This window comes from Proteus sp. G2669 (assembly GCF_009915245.1).
GTDB lineage: Bacteria > Pseudomonadota > Gammaproteobacteria > Enterobacterales > Enterobacteriaceae > Proteus.
The window spans coordinates 97,953-114,779 of the sequence record NZ_JAABLX010000050.1; the positions used below are offsets into that span (position 1 = coordinate 97,953).

The following is a 16,827-nucleotide window of genomic DNA, read 5'->3' on the forward strand; positions in this document are numbered from 1 at the left end:
CGAGCAACCGATATTTAAAGAGGTTTCCGTGTCCCGTACAATTATGTTAGTCCCAACTGATACACGCGTAGGTTTAACCAGCGTCAGCTTGGGTGTTATCCGTTCTATGGAACAAAAAGGCGTTCGCCTTAGCGTGTTCAAACCTATTGCACAACCTCGTGTAAAAGGCGCATTAGATCAGACAACTGCGATTATCCGTTCTCACTCCACTATTCAATCATCAGAACCTTTAAACATGGATTATGTTGAGTCTCTGCTCAGCTCAAACCAAAAAGATGTTCTGATGGAAGAAATTGTTGCTAGATACCATGAAAACACCGCTGATGCAGAAGTTATTCTCATCGAAGGTCTGGTACCTATGCGTAAGCACCCTTTTGCACAATCATTAAACTATGAAATTGCAAAAACATTAGGTGCTGAAATTGTTTTCGTTACTGCATTAGGTAACAACACGGTTGAACAGCTAAAAGAGCGTATCGAATTTGCGCGTGCTGAATTTGGCGGTGTAAAAAACCAAAATATCACCGGTGTTATTGTTAACAAACTAAATGCACCTGTTGATGATCAAGGCCGTACTCGCCCTGACTTATCTGAAATATTTGATGATTCAAGTAAAGCGATTATCTCTAATGTCGATTTAAAAACCATTGAAAAGAATAGCCCACTGCCTTTACTGGGTTGCATTCCTTGGAACTTCGATTTAATCGCTACCCGTGCAACAGATATGGCAAAACACTTAAATGCGACAGTCGTCAATAAAGGCGATATTGAAACCCGTCGTATTAAGTCTGTGACTTTCTGTGCCCGTAGTATTCCACACATGTTAGAGCACTTCCGCCCTGGTTCACTTTTAGTGACTTCTGCGGATCGCCCAGATGTATTAGTTTCAGCGTGCCTTGCAGCAATGAATGGCGTTGAAATTGGTGCAATCCTACTAACAGGTGGTTACCAAATCGATGCTCCTATCAAACAACTTTGTGAACGTGCATTCGAAACTGGCTTACCAATCTTTATGGTTAATGCAAACACTTGGCAGACTTCTTTAAATCTTCAAAGTTTTAGCTTAGAAGTGCCTGCTGATGACCATGAACGTATTGAAAAAATTCAGAACTACGTTGCTCAACATATCAATACACAATGGATTGATTCACTGACCGCTAACTCTGAACGCCCTAACCGTTTATCACCACCAGCATTCCGTTACCAATTAACAGAATTAGCACGTAAAGCGAAAAAACGTATCGTTTTACCAGAAGGTGATGAGCCACGTACTGTTAAAGCAGCAGCAATTTGTGCTGATCGTGGTATCGCTACTTGCGTACTGTTAGGCGATCCTGAAGAAATTCGTCGTGTAGCAACCGCACAAGGTGTTGAATTAGGCACAGGCATTGAGTTAGTTAATCCTAAAGAAGTACGTGAAATTTATGTACCTCGCTTAGTTGAACTGCGTAAAAGCAAAGGTATGACAGAAGTTGTTGCTCGTGAGCAGTTAGAAGATAACGTTGTTCTCGGCACATTAATGCTGGAAAAAGGCGAAGTAGATGGCCTTGTTTCTGGTGCTGTTCATACAACGGCTAACACTATTCGTCCACCACTACAGTTAATCAAAACTGCACCGGGTAGCTCATTAGTGTCTTCTGTGTTCTTTATGCTGTTACCAGAACAAGTTTATGTTTATGGTGACTGTGCAATTAACCCAGATCCAACAGCGGAACAACTGGCTGAAATCGCAATCCAATCTGCAGACTCTGCAATTGCATTCGGTATCGACCCACGCGTTGCGATGATCTCTTATTCTACTGGTAACTCTGGTGCAGGTAGCGATGTAGAGAAAGTTCGTGAAGCGACACGTTTAGCGCAAGAAAAACGCCCTGATCTGATGATTGATGGTCCTTTACAATACGACGCAGCTGTTATGGCTGATGTTGCTAAATCTAAAGCACCAAACTCACCAGTTGCAGGTAAAGCGACTGTGTTTATCTTCCCTGATCTGAACACCGGTAATACCACTTATAAAGCGGTACAACGTTCAGCTGACTTGGTTTCAATCGGACCAATGTTACAAGGTATGCGTAAACCAGTGAATGACCTTTCTCGTGGTGCATTAGTAGACGATATCGTCTACACCGTTGCGTTGACAGCTATTCAAGCAAGCCAACAAGAAAACGCATAATTATTGAAGTTCGCTTCAAATAAAAAAACGCCAGATGATTAATTTCATTTGGCGTTTTTTATTCTACAGATTTCTTATTTGACTAAAATTCGAGGCAGTCTCAAAACTAGACAACTTGATTCTGTCTCCTTTATAAAAGAGTGTCAAGAGAAGTGACTAAGCTTGCCCTATTAGGGCTGATTACTGTATGTATTACAGTTTGGTGTTTTGCTTTACTGAAACATGAAAGATTATGTTCTTTTAATATCAGTAGTGGCGACACCGTAGTTCAAGCTATTTTATCTTGCGATAAATAGTTTTGTGGGGGAAATTCCCCCACAATTTCTCTCAAAAGTTGTTGAGATTGGTGATCACAAGCACCCTACTTTAATCCACGAGTACACGCTGATTGGTCGCCCCCCACAAAATCGACATCTCTGTAAACAGTGCACCACTAATATCTTCAACCTCTTCAGCAGTGATCTCTGCATTACCTTGCTTACCAAAGAACACGACTTCATCCCCTGATTTGATATTTTTAAGATCGGTAATATCAACAATCACCGTATTCATTGATGTTTTACCTAAAACAGGCACACGTTGACCACCAATTAAAGCATGTCCTGCATTACTAAAGACTCGACGATAACCATCTGCATAGCCAACAGGGATATTAGCTAATACTGAATCACGTTTTAGTGTGTAAGTGCGATCATACCCAACAGTATTACCTTTAGGATAATAATTGATTGAGGCAATATTGGATTTAAAAGTCATAACACGTTTGTAATCTGTACTTGCGATGGTATCACCATAAAAAATCCCGCCTACACGCACCATATCTAACCATGATCCAGGTACGGTAATTGTGGCAAAAGTATTTGCCATATGCAGAGTAACGTCTTTACGGTTTAGCCCAGTAACATCCAATACCTTTTGTGATTGCTGTTTAAAACGAGCGAGATCTTCTCTTACTTTATCCGCATCTTCTTCAGGATAATGAGACATAATGCCAACCACTTTAAGGTTAACTAATTGAGCAATTTGCTTTGCTTCTTCAAGCCCCGCATTGTTATTAACTTCTAATCCATTACGAGACATTCCACCTGAATTTAAGGCAAGATGAATAGGGATCACTTTATTTTGTTGTTTAGCAATGGCATCTAATTTCTTAGCCATATCTAAGTTACCAATCAATTCTTCCACGTTATAGCTTGTCGCCTGAGCCATTTCTTGCTCTGTGGCATTACGCACACGCATTAAACGACCTTGGAATCCTAGATCACGCACTTCTTTTAGCTCTTGGTTATTCGTTACACCAATACATTGCACATTGTTTTCAATCATAACAGGTGCAACTAACGATAAATCATGGCCATATGCATCCCCTTTTAAAACAGCACAAAGCGAGGATTTATCACCTAAAAGTGATTGTACTTTTTTCACATTAAAATCGAGCGCACTACGTGAAATTTCAATCCATGAGTTATTCACGATTGCAGGCTGAACCTGAGCTGTTTGAGTCGCTGGTGGATTGTGATTAACAGGTTGTTGGCAAGCAGTGATAACAAAAAGTGGTAACAACGCAAGATATCGAATACCAAAAGACATCTTCTTTTTCCTTAGTGATTGTGATGTTAAACCTATTTTTATAATTAATTAGGTACGAAAATATACACATAGTGAATATTCACTCAGGATAATAGCATTATTATTCATAAAATAAACATATTAATTCACAAGTTTTAATTAGAATTAATTCGTTTATTTATTCACTAAAAAACTTACGATAAAATTTAACCTATTGTTTTAATAGTAAATTATTTGATAATTTAAAAGAAACGGTACAAATACATAAAAAACAGGTCATGCCTTCTCGAGTATTTACTGTTACAGAGCCTGTGTGAAAGAAATCCGTAAATTGACAAAATTAAAACAAACTGATTTTGCTACTGCTCTTGGTGTATCGACTTCTTTAGTTCGAGCATGGGAACAAAAGCGTAGATTTCCGACAGGAAGTAGTTTGAAACTATTACGAATGATAGAAAAAAATCCAAACATTGCTAAAAGCCTGATACTTACTTGAATAATAATATTTGTAAAAAAATGCCTTGTTGATTTAACTCAGCAAGGCGTTTTTTTAATTAATAAATTCAAAAATATCAACGAACAATAATACCTAATAAAATACCGATAACACCGAAGTCTGCATCACTAAATGTGGTGTTAGCAATACCGATGTCTCCAAGTACTGGTAATAGGAATACAGGCAAGAAAGTAATTAATAAGCCTTGAACGAATGCCCCTAAAATCGCACCACGACGTCCACCGGTCGCATTACCAAATACCCCAGCTGTTGCACCCACGAAGAAATGAGGAACCACACCAGGAATTATTACTGTCCAATCTAAAGCATACAGAATAAACATGCCGATAACACCCGCAGCAAAGCTACTTAAAAAGCCAACTAATACCGCATTGGGTGCATAAGGGAATACAACTGGGCAGTCTAAAGCAGGTTTTGCATTAGGAACTAACTTATCTGAAATACCTTTAAATGCAGGAACAATCTCAGCAATAACCATACGCACACCTTGCAGAATAATATAGACACCTGCTGCGAAGGTTATAGATTGCATTAACGAGAACATAAACCAGTTTTTACCACCACTAACTTCACGAACAAAAGTATCGCCCGCAAATAAACATGTAATGACAAAAATAATGCCCATAGTAAAGGCAATTGCGACTGGCGTATCACGTAAAAATAACAAGCTTTTAGGCACATTCATCTCTTCTGTTGAATGCTCTTTATTACCAAATTTACTGCCGATAAAGCCCGCAACGACATAAGAAATAGTTGAGAAGTGTCCTAATGCCACATCATCAGAACCGGTAATTTTTTTCATATAAGGGTGTGCAATGGCTGGGAAAAACACCATTGAAACCCCAACAACTAATGAACCTACCGCAACTAATACAGCGCCTTCTAAGCCTGCTGTTGCCAGAATAACTGCCACCATCATTGACATAAATAATGTATGGTGACCCGTTAAGAAAATAAATTTCCACGGTGTTAAACGAGCAATTAAAATATTAATCAACATGGCAAAGAACATAATCAGAGCCATTTCTTTACCAAAGCTTTTTTGTGCAATAGAGACAATTGCCTCGTTATTAGGCACAACACCTTGAATGCCAAATGCATGTTGGAAAATCGTTGAGAAATCACCCAGTGAGTTAATGACAAGACCGGCACCAGCACCTAAAATCACAAAACCCATAATGGTTTTTACCGTGCCTTTAATACATTCCGTAACTGGTTTTTTCTGGGCAATTAATCCAATCAATGCGATCAAACCCACTAAAATAGAAGGCTCTGAAAGCACATCACTCATTAGAAAGCGGAAAAAGTCCATGATAGGCTCCTTATAACGCGCCTAATTCACGTAATGCAACAGAAAGTTTTTCTTTCATCGCAACTTTATCAATCATATTATCCAGTGAAACTACTCTTCCATTTACGGCTTGAGAATTAAGCTGTTCTGCAATATCACGAGTTCCAACATAGATATCACTTGGCGTACCTTTTGCTGAACCCAAATCAACGTGATCCACCTCTGCATTGACAGCGAGATCTTTTAAAATACTTTTGATACTCATTTCCATCATTAAGCTACTGCCTAAACCATTTCCACACACAACTGTAATTTTCATGGTATTCCCCTTGGTAATTTTAAATTGTCATTAATAGTTGTTGATAACTGCTAATACATCCGCTTTGCTTTTCGCATTAAATAGCGTTTGAATATCTTTATCGTTATCAAAAAGTTCGGCTAATTTCATAATGGCATTAATATGGCTATCGTTATCTGTTGCAGCTAAAACAATCAGTAATTTCACCGGATCGTTTTCATCAGCACCAAATTCCACTCCTTGCTCAACAATCGTTAATGCAAGAGAAAGTTGGTTAACACCATCTTCAGGACGAGCATGAGGCATCGCAATGCCCGGACCTAAAACATAATATGGCCCTATTTTTTCATGTGATTTGTAAATAGCATCGATGTAACGAGGTTCAACGCACCCTTTATCAACTAATGGCTGACACGCCACTTTAACGGCTTCTCGCCAATCGCTAACGCTCGGAACCACTTGTACCACATCAGGTGTTAATAATGTTTTAAGCATCTTTGTAACCTCAATAAGACTCTCTTTGAGCTTCGTTATTAAGGATAGTAATCATTAATGGTAGCGCTATCTAGATAGATCGTTCGTAATTGTGATAGCGCTATCATTTTAATAAAATGTTAATTGCAGAAAATGCCAACAATTGACACTGTATTGTTTCAGCATAATAGAAAGATTTCAGGTAGGATCTGCGGTTAATAAAATAGGCTAAGCAAGCATAATCACACATGATCAAAACACGTAAGCGCCGAAATACAGGTCGCGTCACATTACAAGATGTCGCTAAACACGCTGGAGTCGGTTCAATGACCGTTTCGCGTGCATTACGAACCCCTGAGTTGGTCTCTGATAAGTTAAGAGAGAAAGTTAATCAAGCCGTAGAGGAACTTGGTTATATTCCTAATGCCTCAGCAGGCGCGTTAGCATCGGCTCAAAGTCATATTATTGCAGTACTGTTACCCTCTTTCACAGATAAAGCCAGTGCTGATTTTATGCAATCTTTACAGCAAATATTAAATCGCCATCAATATCAAATTCTCGTTGGTTGTTATGAATATCAACCACATAAAGCCAGTGATGTGATTAATATGCTATTACAAAGCAATCCTGCCGCATTGGTTGTCTTTGGATCACAACTCAGTCCCACTCATTTTTTACATATTAGTAATGCCAACGTGCCGGTTGTCAGTGTTGCGAGTCAATCTGATGAACAAGCCGCCATTAGTATTGATTGCTCTTATGAGCAAGCTGCATATGATTTAACTAGTCATTTAATCACCCAAGGAAGACGTTGTATCGGTTATATTGGCGCTTTACAAGGCCAGCGTTTACACCACCAGCAAATAACAGGTTGGTCACGAGCTTTACTGAAAAATTATTTAAATGCTGAGCAAAGTGTCACTACACCTGATCCCGCATCTATGGCTTATGGTAGACAAGCTTTAACAGAAATTTTATTGCGGCAACCGGAATTAGATGCCGTTATTTGTAGTCATGAGAGCATTGCGTTAGGAATGATTTTTGAGTGCCAAAGGCGATTAATTAAGATCCCTCAAGATCTGGCCATTGCTTGTTTGGAAGGCTCTGATAATAGTGATCAAATATCACCATCTCTTACGTCAATTCATTTTGATTATCACAAAATGGGAAAAGAGGCAGGAAAACACCTTATCGCCCTTTTACAACGCTTAAAAGACGAAGATGATAACGCTATATTCGAAGATACCGTTATCAACTATGCTTATCGCTTTGAAATAGGGCAAAGTACCCCTTAATCGACGGTTTCTCGGGTTTCTAAACGTGTACTGTTATTACGTGTTAACCAAAGAGAAAGCGCTTTTAGTGAATCTGGCGTGAATTCGTCACAACGCTCTGTGATTTCAGAGGGAGTTAACCAGCATACTTCCTCTATTTCTTCTGCTTGCAGAGCGAAAGGCCCATGAGAAACACAACTAAATAGACTTCCCCAGACACGACAGCTTTTATCATCATAATAAAATTGCCCATGTTCAGCGAAAGGAACCCCCGCAATGCCGAGTTCTTCTTCTGCTTCACGACGCGCGCTTTCCAGTAAATTTTCACCTTGTTGGACAACACCACCTGCTGTGGCATCTAACCAACCGGGATAAAAATCTTTTGTTTCTGTTCTACGTTGCGCCAAAATTTTACCCATCCCATCATGAACAACAATATACGTTGCTCTATGTCGTAGGTTTTCAGCTCGCATTTGTTGACGTGTTGCTTGTGCAACGACTTCATTTTTATCATCAACAATATCAACCCACTCAACCAATGCCGTCTTTTCTTGTTCCATCCTCAACAAACCTTTTTTAACCGATACTAAACGATCGTAATTTTTATCCTGAATATACCAAAATCACTATTTTTCACCACTACAATAATCATACGAGACTTGTCTTATCCATCTTGCGCTTTTTTGCTTTTTATGATGTTAGAAGGCAGACTGTGGATATACTAAACATTTCGTGCCTACTTTACTTTGGAGCTTTCAATGATTGATTTATATTACGCAGATACCCCAAATGGCCAGAAAATAACACTTTTTCTCGAAGAAGTAGGCCTACCTTATCAGTTACATCGCATTGATATTAGTAAAGGTGATCAATTTAAGCCTGAGTTTTTAGCAATTTCCCCTAACAACAAAATTCCTGCCATCGTTGATAATTCACCAGCAGATGGAGGCGAACCACTCTCTATTTTTGAGTCTGGTGCTATTCTTATCTATCTAGCTGAAAAAAGTGGCAAATTAATTAGCCAAAATTTACGCGAAAAAACAACACAACTACAATGGTTGTTTTGGCAAGTGGGAGGTTTTGGCCCCATGTTAGGACAAAATCATCATTTCACCCGCTATGCCACAGAAAAAGTCCCTTATGCAATTAAACGTTATACTGAAGAAACACAGCGTCTATATAGCGTATTGGAAAAAAGATTAGCGCAATCACCTTACCTTGGTGGCCAAGAATACAGCATTGCGGATATCGCTACATATACATGGGCCCGTCTTCATGCTCACCACAATATTGATTTGGCTAATTATCCTGCGATAGAAAAATGGCTAAATAAGATCAACCAACGCCCAGCAGCTAAAAAACTCTTTGGTGAATAAAAGCAATTCATAATGTCAGGATGATATTTATTCTTTATTAGGTAAGATGATCAGGAGGATGGTGATGAAAATACTTATCACAGGTGGTACAGGATTAATTGGCAAAGCATTAGTGTGTGAACTTGCACTGTCTAATAATGATATTACAGTGCTTTCTCGTTCTCCTCAAAAAGTCTATTCGCACTTTTGTAATGAAATCACCTGTTGGACTCAACTCAGTGATAAACAAAATCTTAATGGGTTTGATGCGGTCATTAATCTTGCTGGAGAACCCATTGCCGATAACCGTTGGACACCTGCTCAAAAACACAAACTCATTAACAGCCGTTGTGATTTAACTCAAAAATTAGTTGAGTTAATTAAAGCCAGCGACTCTCCCCCTTCTGTTTTCATATCTGGTTCTGCGGTTGGCTTTTATGGTGACCAAGGTGATTTGCAAGTCACTGAACAGACGCCAGCAAACCCTGAGTTTACACATGAGCTTTGTGCTGAGTGGGAGCGTATTGCTCTTGAAGCACAAACACCATTAACTCGTGTTTGTTTGTTACGTACAGGAATTGTACTTTCAACACTCGGTGGCGCACTACCTAAAATGAGTAAACCCTTTAAGTTAGGATTAGGTGGCAAATTAGGAAGCGGAAAACAGTATATGCCGTGGATCCATATTGATGATATGGTCAGTGCGATTATTTTCTTGCTTAAGACTCAAGATGCTAAAGGCGCTTTTAACTTAACTGCACCTAACCCTGTACAGAATAAAGAATTTACTCGCTTATTAGGAAAAGCATTTAATCGCCCAGCCTTAATGACGGTTCCTGAAAGTGTATTACGTTTAGTGATGGGAGAAAGCGCCACATTAGTATTAGGCGGGCAACAAGCCATTCCTGAAAAATTACTCAGTGCTGGCTTTGAGTTTCGCTACCCACATTTAGAAGAGGCATTAAAAGATATTATAACCACAGGAAAATAATCTCTTTTTCTATTTTCAATAATTCGATGTGACTAGTGCGAATAAATATTCTACCTAATAGATACTCTAAATAATTCAAGGTGTAGCTAGGCGACAAGTAAATGAGTCACTAGGAGCATACAATAGTATGTGACTAGTGCGAATGAACGCAGTCAACAACGCTACAACTTGAAGTATGACGAGTATACTTAGCGGGCAGGCTTATCGCCTTCCCACCTTTGAAACAAATCATCAGGTAAATCAATCTCAAACTGATCAAGTACACGATTAACCGTTTGATTGACAATATCATCAATGGTTTTAGGCTGAAAATAGAATGCTGGTACAGGTGGCATAATCACGGCACCTAACTCAGAAGCTTGTGTCATTAAACGCAAATGACCTAAATGCAGAGGCGTTTCACGCACACACAACACCAATTTACGCCCTTCTTTCAGCACAACATCTGCAGCACGAGTGACTAAAGTATCGGTATAACTATGAACAATACCGGATAAACTTTTAATTGAGCAAGGTAAAATTACCATCCCACTGACACGAAACGATCCTGAAGAAATTGACGCACCAATATCGCGATCGTCATAAATCACATCTGCTAAAGCATGGATATCTTTTAGCAAATAATCAGTTTCTAATGAAATAGTACGGCGAGCAGCTTGGCTAATCACTAAATGCGTTTCAACTGACGGTACAGATTTCAGAATTTCTAATAAACGTATACCGTAAATTGCACCACTGGCACCGGTTAGCCCAACTATCAGCTTTTTCATTATAATCCTCAGAATATATATCAACATAAATCATTATGATGATTAACCCTCAAAAAACAAGCGCCGATGCAGAACACGCTAGCATCGACGCTTTATAAGGGCATTATATTACCGAAAAACTAACCTTCGTTATAGATTTCCAAGTTTTCTATTTCATTTTGATCACGAATTTTGTGTTCATCATCACGACGAAGATTTTCTAAATAATCTAGATAATCTTGGTCGATATCTTTCGTTATATAAACACCATCAAATACAGAACATTCAAACTGACTAATATCAGGATTTTCTTCTTGTACAGCGGCAATTAAATCAGAGAGATCTTGGAAGATAAGCCCATCAGCACCAATTAATTTACGAATTTCATCCACTTCACGTCCATGAGCAATAAGCTCATTAGCGTTTGGCATATCAATACCATACACATTAGGGAAGCGAACTTCTGGCGCAGCTGAAGCAAAATAGACTTTCTTCGCTCCTGCTTCTCTTGCTAACTCGACGATTTGCTCTGACGTTGTGCCACGAACAATAGAATCATCAATCAACAGAACATTTTTATCACGAAACTCTGCACGATTTGCATTCAATTTACGTCTTACTGACTTACGACGTTCTTGTTGACCCGGCATAATAAAAGTACGCCCCACATAGCGATTTTTTACAAAGCCTTGGCGATACGGTTTATTAAGAATATGAGCGATTTCTAATGCGATATCACACGAGGTCTCTGGAATAGGAATGACCACATCAATCTGCAAATCTTCCCACTCTTTCGCAATTTTAGCGCCTAATTTTTGCCCCATACGCAAACGTGCATTGTAAACAGAAATTTTATCAATAAAGGAATCTGGGCGAGCAAAATAAACATACTCAAATAGACAAGGCATTAATTGTGGATTTTCAGCACATTGGCGGGTAAAGAGTTGTCCTTGTTCAGTGATATAAACTGCTTCACCGGGGGCAACATCACGCAAGAACTCAAAGCCTAAAGTATCTAATGCAACACTTTCAGATGCGACCATATATTCATGGCGGCCATCTTCTAATGTACGTTTACCGAGAACTAAAGGACGAATACCAAAGGGATCACGGAAAGCTAATAAACCATGGCCGATGATCAACGCAACGCAAGCATAAGCACCACGTAATTTTTTATGCATTGCTGCGACTGCAGCAAAAATATTATCAGGCTCTAGAGGGAAATGGTCAAAACGGTCTAATTCATATGCCAATACATTAAGTAAGATTTCAGAATCAGAGGTGGTATTGATATGGCGACGCGCTGTTTCAAATAATTGTCGACGTAATAAATGCGCATTGGTTAAATTACCATTATGCGCCAACGTAATACCAAAAGGTGAATTCACATAAAAAGGCTGCGCTTCTGATGCACTAGAACTACCCGCTGTTGGATAACGGACATGCCCTATCCCGATAGTACCTTTTAAACGCAACATATGACGGGTTTCAAACACATCTTTAACCAGTCCGTTAGCTTTGCGAAGACGGAAACCGTTGTTACCGTCTATCGTTGCAATGCCAGCTGCATCTTGACCTCGGTGTTGTAACACCGTTAACGCATCATAAATTGATTGGTTTACTGGATTCGCTCCAGCGATACCGACAATACCGCACATGAATAGATCCTCATCAGCCAGACGGAGAGGTTATATTCTCTCCGACACGAAACTTGACGCATTTTGCAGGTAGTCAAAGAACCACCTAATAATATGGTTGAATTGAGGAATAAGTTCAGAACGTTGCCAATCAGCGCTATCTGCCATAGGCGTAAATGCCCCTAAAACAAACAATAATGCTGACACGATCAGCACGCCTCTTAATGCCCCGAAACAGACCCCCAAAACTCGATCTGTACCTGATAACCCTGTGCGTTGAACAAGAGAGCTAATCACATAGTTCACAACAGCACCAACAATCAGTGTCGCAATAAACAGAGTGACTATTGCAATCCCGTTACGAACCAGTTCATCTTCAAACCGGGTAAAATAGACGGCAAGATAAGGATAAAACTGACTAGCAACAAAGAAACCACAACCCCAGGTGATGAGTGATAATGCTTCACGAACAAAGCCACGGATCAGGCTGACTAATGCGGAAAAACCAATAATGGCAATGATGGCGTAATCTATCCAGACCATAAATTCTTTATCCAAAAATGATGCTCCGCATTAATACGGAAGCATTCTAACAGAAAACGAAAACGTTTGCGTAATGCTAATTTTCACTAATTTCAAAATAATTTACGGCGATATGAAAAATCATAATCGCCGCAATAAGTTAACGCTTTGTTACATCGCTCATCAGATGACTCATTTAGAAAAATTAAGGCTTATATGCCCTTACCTCACCTTGTAAGCCTGTAAGCTCTTTTAAATGAGGCAAAATAGCCTGTAATTCTGACTTAGATGCACTTGGCCCAATGTAAATTCGAGTCATTTGACCAGCAACAGGACGCGCGGGTACGGTATACACCGGGTAACCTGAGAAATGCATTTTCGCAATAATTTCTTCAACCTTCGCCGCATTTTTCAATGCACCTAATTGAACAACCCAAGCTTCACCTTTTGGTGGTTTGGTTTCTTGCACTGGTGGTGCTGGTGGTTGTACAGGTGGCGTGACCACCGGTGGTACAGGCGTTGGCTGTACAGGAGGTGTCGGCGTTGGTTGTACTGGTGGCGTAACAGGAACAACGGTTGGTGGTTGTGGTGCTGTTGCCGTAGATTGTTCAACACCCGTGACTGCTTCAGAAAGCATTGCTTCAGAAGCGCCTTCTGATGGTGTTGAAGGCGTCGTTGTTTGCTCTATAGGAGCGATAGATTCAATTTCTTGTTCATCGCCTGGTTTGGGTACTAAAGGAATAGCGGCAAATTGGTCTTCGTTATATTTCTTATCGCCGTCAAGCAACGCAGGTAAAAAAATAACCCCTACTGCCACTAATACCACGGCTCCGACTAAGCGATTTTGAAATTTACTCGCCACCCACACTCTCCTTTTCCAAAAGTTCCATCACATGTGCGACTGTATGAAATGAGCCACACACCACGACGATATCATTAGGATTAGCATCGGACATAGCTTGTTTCCATGCCGCCTCTACACTCTCAAATACCGATGGGTTTTCAAGATGTTGAGCAAGTACATCCGCTGAAGCGCCACGAAATTCATTAAGTGGCGCAACATACCAACTATCCGCCAATGGCATTAAGCACGCTAATGTTCCCGCAATATCTTTATCACCTAGCATACCAACAACAATACGCACTTTGGTATCAGACTTACGCGGTAATTGTGATAATTTTTCAGCTAAATATCCTGCTGCATGAGGATTATGTGCCACATCAAAGATAACTAGAGGATGTTGTGAAATTACCTGAAAACGTCCAGGTAATTGTGCTCGAGACATTCCTTCAACAATGCTTTGCTGTGTTATTGCTTGACTGACCTTATCATCAGATTTGAGCAAGCAACGGATGACCCCCATCGCTGTCGCCGCATTGGCTAGCGGAATATTAGGGATAGGCAACGCATCAAATTCACAATCAGCACAACGCCAATGCCAATGATCACCTTCAATAACAAAAGACCAATCCGTTTCTCGACGGAAAAGCTTAGCCTGTTTTCCATTGGCAACTTCAGCAATGGAATGAGGCATATCTGGCTCACCCACAACAGCGTAGTGATTAGCACGGAAAATACCGGCTTTCTCGTGACCAATATGCTCTCTATCTGCACCTAACCAATCAGTATGATCGAGTGCAATACTTGTGATAGCAGCAATATCTGCATCAACGATATTCGTCGCATCTAATCGACCGCCTAATCCTACTTCAAGAATAACAACATCAAGTTGTGCTTGTTGAAATAACTTCAGCGCAGCCAGAGTGCCATATTCAAAAAAGGTCAGCGAAATATCGCCTCTAGCTTGTTCAATTTCTGCAAAAACTTCACAAAAAGCATCTTCGGAAAGTTCTTTGCCTTGAATACGTACACGTTCTGTGTAGCGAACAAGATGAGGTGAGCTATAAACGCCGACTTTCAATCCTGATGCCATCAAGATTGACTCTAGCATATGACAGGTTGTGCCTTTTCCATTTGTACCTGAAACAGTAATGACTTTAGGTGCAGGGCGTAACACATTTAATATTTTTCCTACCTCGCCTACACGTTCTAACCCCATATCAATGGCGCTTGAATGTAAGTGTTCAAGATAAGAAAGCCACACCGACAGAGGCGATGTGGCTTTAGGAGCAGTTATGATATTAGACATCTTCTTTTTTATTCGTTTCGATGTTAATTTCTGGCTCGTTATCAGCAGATTCGATTTCATCAGCAATCATTTCTTCGCCAATAATTTCATCTTCATCTTCGACTAAATCATATTGAGTCAGCTTAGCCAGTAATTCAGCCAGCTCATCACGCATTTCTGGACGACGAACAATCATATCAATCGCCCCTTTTTCTAACAGAAACTCACTACGTTGGAAACCTGCTGGCAGTTTCTCACGTACAGTTTGCTCAATAACGCGTGGGCCTGCAAAACCAATCAGTGCTTTAGGCTCCGCAACGTTAATATCGCCTAACATGGCTAAACTTGCAGAAACACCGCCCATTGTAGGATCAGTCATCACTGAGATATAAGGCAAACCACGTTCTTGCATTTTTGCTAATGCTGCACTGGTTTTTGCCATTTGCATTAATGACATCAGCGCTTCTTGCATACGCGCACCGCCACTTGCAGAGAAGCAAATCAGAGGACAATTATCTTCTAGTGCTTGTTCAACAGCACGAACAAAGCGCGCCCCCACAACAGAAGCCATAGAGCCGCCCATAAACGCAAACTCAAAAGAAGCAGCAACAACTGGCATCTTTTTCAATGTTCCTTTCATGACGACTAATGCGTCTTTTTCCTGAGTTTGCTTTTGAGCAGCGCTAATTCTGTCTTTATATTTTTTGGAGTCGCGGAATTTCAGAATATCTTTAGGCTCTAATTCACTACCTAATTCTGTGGTACTTCCTGTATCAAGGAAAGTCTCAAGGCGACGGCGCGCTGAAATGCGCATATGGTGATCACATTTAGGACAAACCTCCAAATTACGCTCTAATTCTGCGCGATAGAGTACCTGTCCACAGCTATCACATTTAGTCCAAACTCCTTCTGGGATATTGGCTTTACGTGAACTTGTGATAGTGCTTTTATTTAGAATTTTTTCAATCCAGCTCATTAACGGACCTTTTCGTCTGAATCTGACCTTCGCCAGTAAAATTATTGTGAGCGTATCAACCACAATGCACTGGCTGTGTGGTTAGCAAAGTTTATGATGATACCGCTTACTGAATTTCAGCGCATCTCTTTATTATGGCTATTCTACGGCAAAAACTAATGATAACTGCTCAAACCTCTTTGCTATCACTTTCTTTCTTCGCTTTTGCACTCGCTCTGCGATGGCGTATGATCTCAATGACGCCCGGTAAAATAGAAATAACAATAATGGCAACAATTAGCAATTTTAAGTTCTTTTGAACTATATCTAAGTCACCAAAAAAGTATCCCGCATAAGTAAATAACAGTACCCATGCAATTGCCCCAGTAACATTATAAAAGGCAAAATGACGATATGACATTTTTCCCATTCCTGCAACGAATGGCGCAAAAGTTCGGATAATCGGCACGAATCTTGCCAAAATAATCGCTTTACCACCATGTTTTTCATAAAAAGCATGGGTTTTGTCCAGATATTCACGACGAAAAATACGTGAATTAGGCTTACTAAATAGCTTTTCGCCAAAAAGTCGCCCTATAGAATAGTTCACTGCATCACCTAAAATCGCGGCGCAAAGCAACAGTAAGACAATAATATGGACATTCACATCATTGGTATCTAAAGAAGCTAAAGCACCAGCAACAAACAGCAATGAATCACCAGGTAAAAATGGCGTTACCACCAGCCCTGTTTCACAAAAAACAATCAGAAACAAAATGGCATAGACCCATGCACCATATTGCGCGACAAGCTCTGCTAAATGCGCATCAATATGTAAAATAAAATCAATTAGAAATTTTATCAAATCAACAAATTGCGTTAATATTTCCATA

18 protein-coding genes are annotated in these 16,827 nt (G+C 40.0%); 6 read left to right on the forward strand and 12 right to left on the reverse strand.

Going from position 1 to position 16,827, the window contains the following annotated elements:
• The first annotated feature begins 28 nt into the window (after nt 1–28).
• Entirely contained in the window at nt 29–2,173 is a 2,145-nt protein-coding gene (pta, locus tag GWI68_RS14405; RefSeq protein WP_166540734.1) for a phosphate acetyltransferase, read from the forward strand.
• Nucleotides 2,174–2,325: 152 nt separating this feature from the next.
• Nucleotides 2,326–2,469, forward strand: coding sequence for a Hok/Gef family protein (locus GWI68_RS14410; RefSeq protein ID WP_166540735.1), 144 nt, complete (start codon nt 2,326–2,328; stop codon nt 2,467–2,469).
• A gap of 70 nt (nt 2,470–2,539) precedes the next feature.
• Here the strand turns inward: GWI68_RS14410 and alr are convergent, their stop codons facing one another.
• Nucleotides 2,540–3,763, reverse strand: a complete 1,224-nt coding sequence (gene alr, locus GWI68_RS14415) for an alanine racemase (RefSeq protein ID WP_166540736.1) — start codon at nt 3,761–3,763, stop codon at nt 2,540–2,542.
• 292 nt (nt 3,764–4,055) lie between these two features.
• Between alr and GWI68_RS14420 the strand changes: the two genes are divergently transcribed.
• Complete coding sequence (locus tag GWI68_RS14420) at nt 4,056–4,238, forward strand: helix-turn-helix domain-containing protein (protein WP_347877534.1); 183 nt, start codon at nt 4,056–4,058, stop codon at nt 4,236–4,238.
• A gap of 76 nt (nt 4,239–4,314) precedes the next feature.
• Here GWI68_RS14420 and GWI68_RS14425 read toward each other — a convergent pair whose 3' ends face one another.
• From GWI68_RS14425 to GWI68_RS14435, 3 genes are read right to left on the reverse strand one after another with little or no spacing between them, the layout of a single operon-like run.
• A complete protein-coding gene (locus tag GWI68_RS14425) occupies nt 4,315–5,571 on the reverse strand; it encodes a PTS ascorbate transporter subunit IIC (protein WP_109407259.1) in 1,257 nt (418 codons plus the stop codon).
• 10 nt (nt 5,572–5,581) lie between these two features.
• Nucleotides 5,582–5,869 carry a PTS sugar transporter subunit IIB gene (locus GWI68_RS14430; protein ID WP_088495113.1) on the reverse strand — a complete coding sequence of 96 codons (288 nt, stop codon included), beginning with the start codon at nt 5,867–5,869 and terminating at the stop codon, nt 5,582–5,584.
• 30 nt (nt 5,870–5,899) lie between these two features.
• On the reverse strand, nt 5,900–6,343 hold the full coding sequence (locus GWI68_RS14435) for a PTS sugar transporter subunit IIA (protein ID WP_072068623.1): 444 nt from the start codon (nt 6,341–6,343) through the stop codon (nt 5,900–5,902).
• 227 nt (nt 6,344–6,570) lie between these two features.
• Between GWI68_RS14435 and GWI68_RS14440 the strand changes: the two genes are divergently transcribed.
• Complete coding sequence (locus GWI68_RS14440) at nt 6,571–7,617, forward strand: LacI family DNA-binding transcriptional regulator (RefSeq protein WP_166540737.1); 1,047 nt, start codon at nt 6,571–6,573, stop codon at nt 7,615–7,617.
• Here GWI68_RS14440 and yfcD read toward each other — a convergent pair.
• On the reverse strand, nt 7,614–8,156 hold the full coding sequence (yfcD, locus tag GWI68_RS14445) for an NUDIX hydrolase YfcD (protein WP_072068625.1): 543 nt from the start codon (nt 8,154–8,156) through the stop codon (nt 7,614–7,616). The two genes, GWI68_RS14440 and yfcD, sit on opposite strands and share 4 nt — an antisense overlap.
• Nucleotides 8,157–8,354: 198 nt before the next feature.
• On the opposite strand from yfcD, the gene GWI68_RS14450 reads away from it, so the two are divergent.
• Together GWI68_RS14450 and GWI68_RS14455 are read left to right on the forward strand one after the other, a co-directional pair.
• The gene (locus GWI68_RS14450) at nt 8,355–8,972 is read left to right on the forward strand and encodes a glutathione binding-like protein (RefSeq protein ID WP_166540738.1); all 618 of its coding nucleotides are present in this window, start codon (nt 8,355–8,357) and stop codon (nt 8,970–8,972) included.
• A gap of 64 nt (nt 8,973–9,036) precedes the next feature.
• Nucleotides 9,037–9,942 carry a TIGR01777 family oxidoreductase gene (locus GWI68_RS14455; RefSeq protein WP_166540739.1) on the forward strand — a complete coding sequence of 302 codons (906 nt, stop codon included), beginning with the start codon at nt 9,037–9,039 and terminating at the stop codon, nt 9,940–9,942.
• Between the two features lie 188 nt (nt 9,943–10,130).
• Here the strand turns inward: GWI68_RS14455 and GWI68_RS14460 are convergent, their stop codons facing one another.
• The 7 genes from GWI68_RS14460 to GWI68_RS14490 form a co-directional block, all read right to left on the reverse strand.
• On the reverse strand, nt 10,131–10,712 hold the full coding sequence (locus GWI68_RS14460; protein ID WP_166540740.1) for a UbiX family flavin prenyltransferase: 582 nt from the start codon (nt 10,710–10,712) through the stop codon (nt 10,131–10,133).
• A 119-nt stretch (nt 10,713–10,831) separates the two neighbouring features.
• Nucleotides 10,832–12,349, reverse strand: a complete 1,518-nt coding sequence (gene purF, locus GWI68_RS14465; RefSeq protein WP_072068629.1) for an amidophosphoribosyltransferase — start codon at nt 12,347–12,349, stop codon at nt 10,832–10,834.
• Nucleotides 12,350–12,379: 30 nt separating this feature from the next.
• Nucleotides 12,380–12,871: a colicin V production protein gene (gene cvpA / locus GWI68_RS14470; protein WP_023581692.1), complete on the reverse strand. Its 492-nt coding sequence runs from the start codon at nt 12,869–12,871 to the stop codon at nt 12,380–12,382.
• A 184-nt stretch (nt 12,872–13,055) separates the two neighbouring features.
• Nucleotides 13,056–13,712, reverse strand: coding sequence for a cell division protein DedD (dedD, locus tag GWI68_RS14475; RefSeq protein ID WP_109407264.1), 657 nt, complete (start codon nt 13,710–13,712; stop codon nt 13,056–13,058).
• Nucleotides 13,702–15,000, reverse strand: coding sequence for a bifunctional tetrahydrofolate synthase/dihydrofolate synthase (folC, locus tag GWI68_RS14480; protein WP_166540741.1), 1,299 nt, complete (start codon nt 14,998–15,000; stop codon nt 13,702–13,704). The genes dedD and folC overlap by 11 nt, the downstream gene beginning before the upstream one ends.
• Nucleotides 14,993–15,955, reverse strand: coding sequence for an acetyl-CoA carboxylase, carboxyltransferase subunit beta (gene accD / locus GWI68_RS14485; protein ID WP_166540742.1), 963 nt, complete (start codon nt 15,953–15,955; stop codon nt 14,993–14,995). The genes folC and accD overlap by 8 nt, the downstream gene beginning before the upstream one ends.
• A gap of 169 nt (nt 15,956–16,124) precedes the next feature.
• Nucleotides 16,125–16,826, reverse strand: a complete 702-nt coding sequence (locus GWI68_RS14490; RefSeq protein WP_166540743.1) for a DedA family protein — start codon at nt 16,824–16,826, stop codon at nt 16,125–16,127.
• Between the last annotated feature and the right edge of the window lies 1 nt (nt 16,827).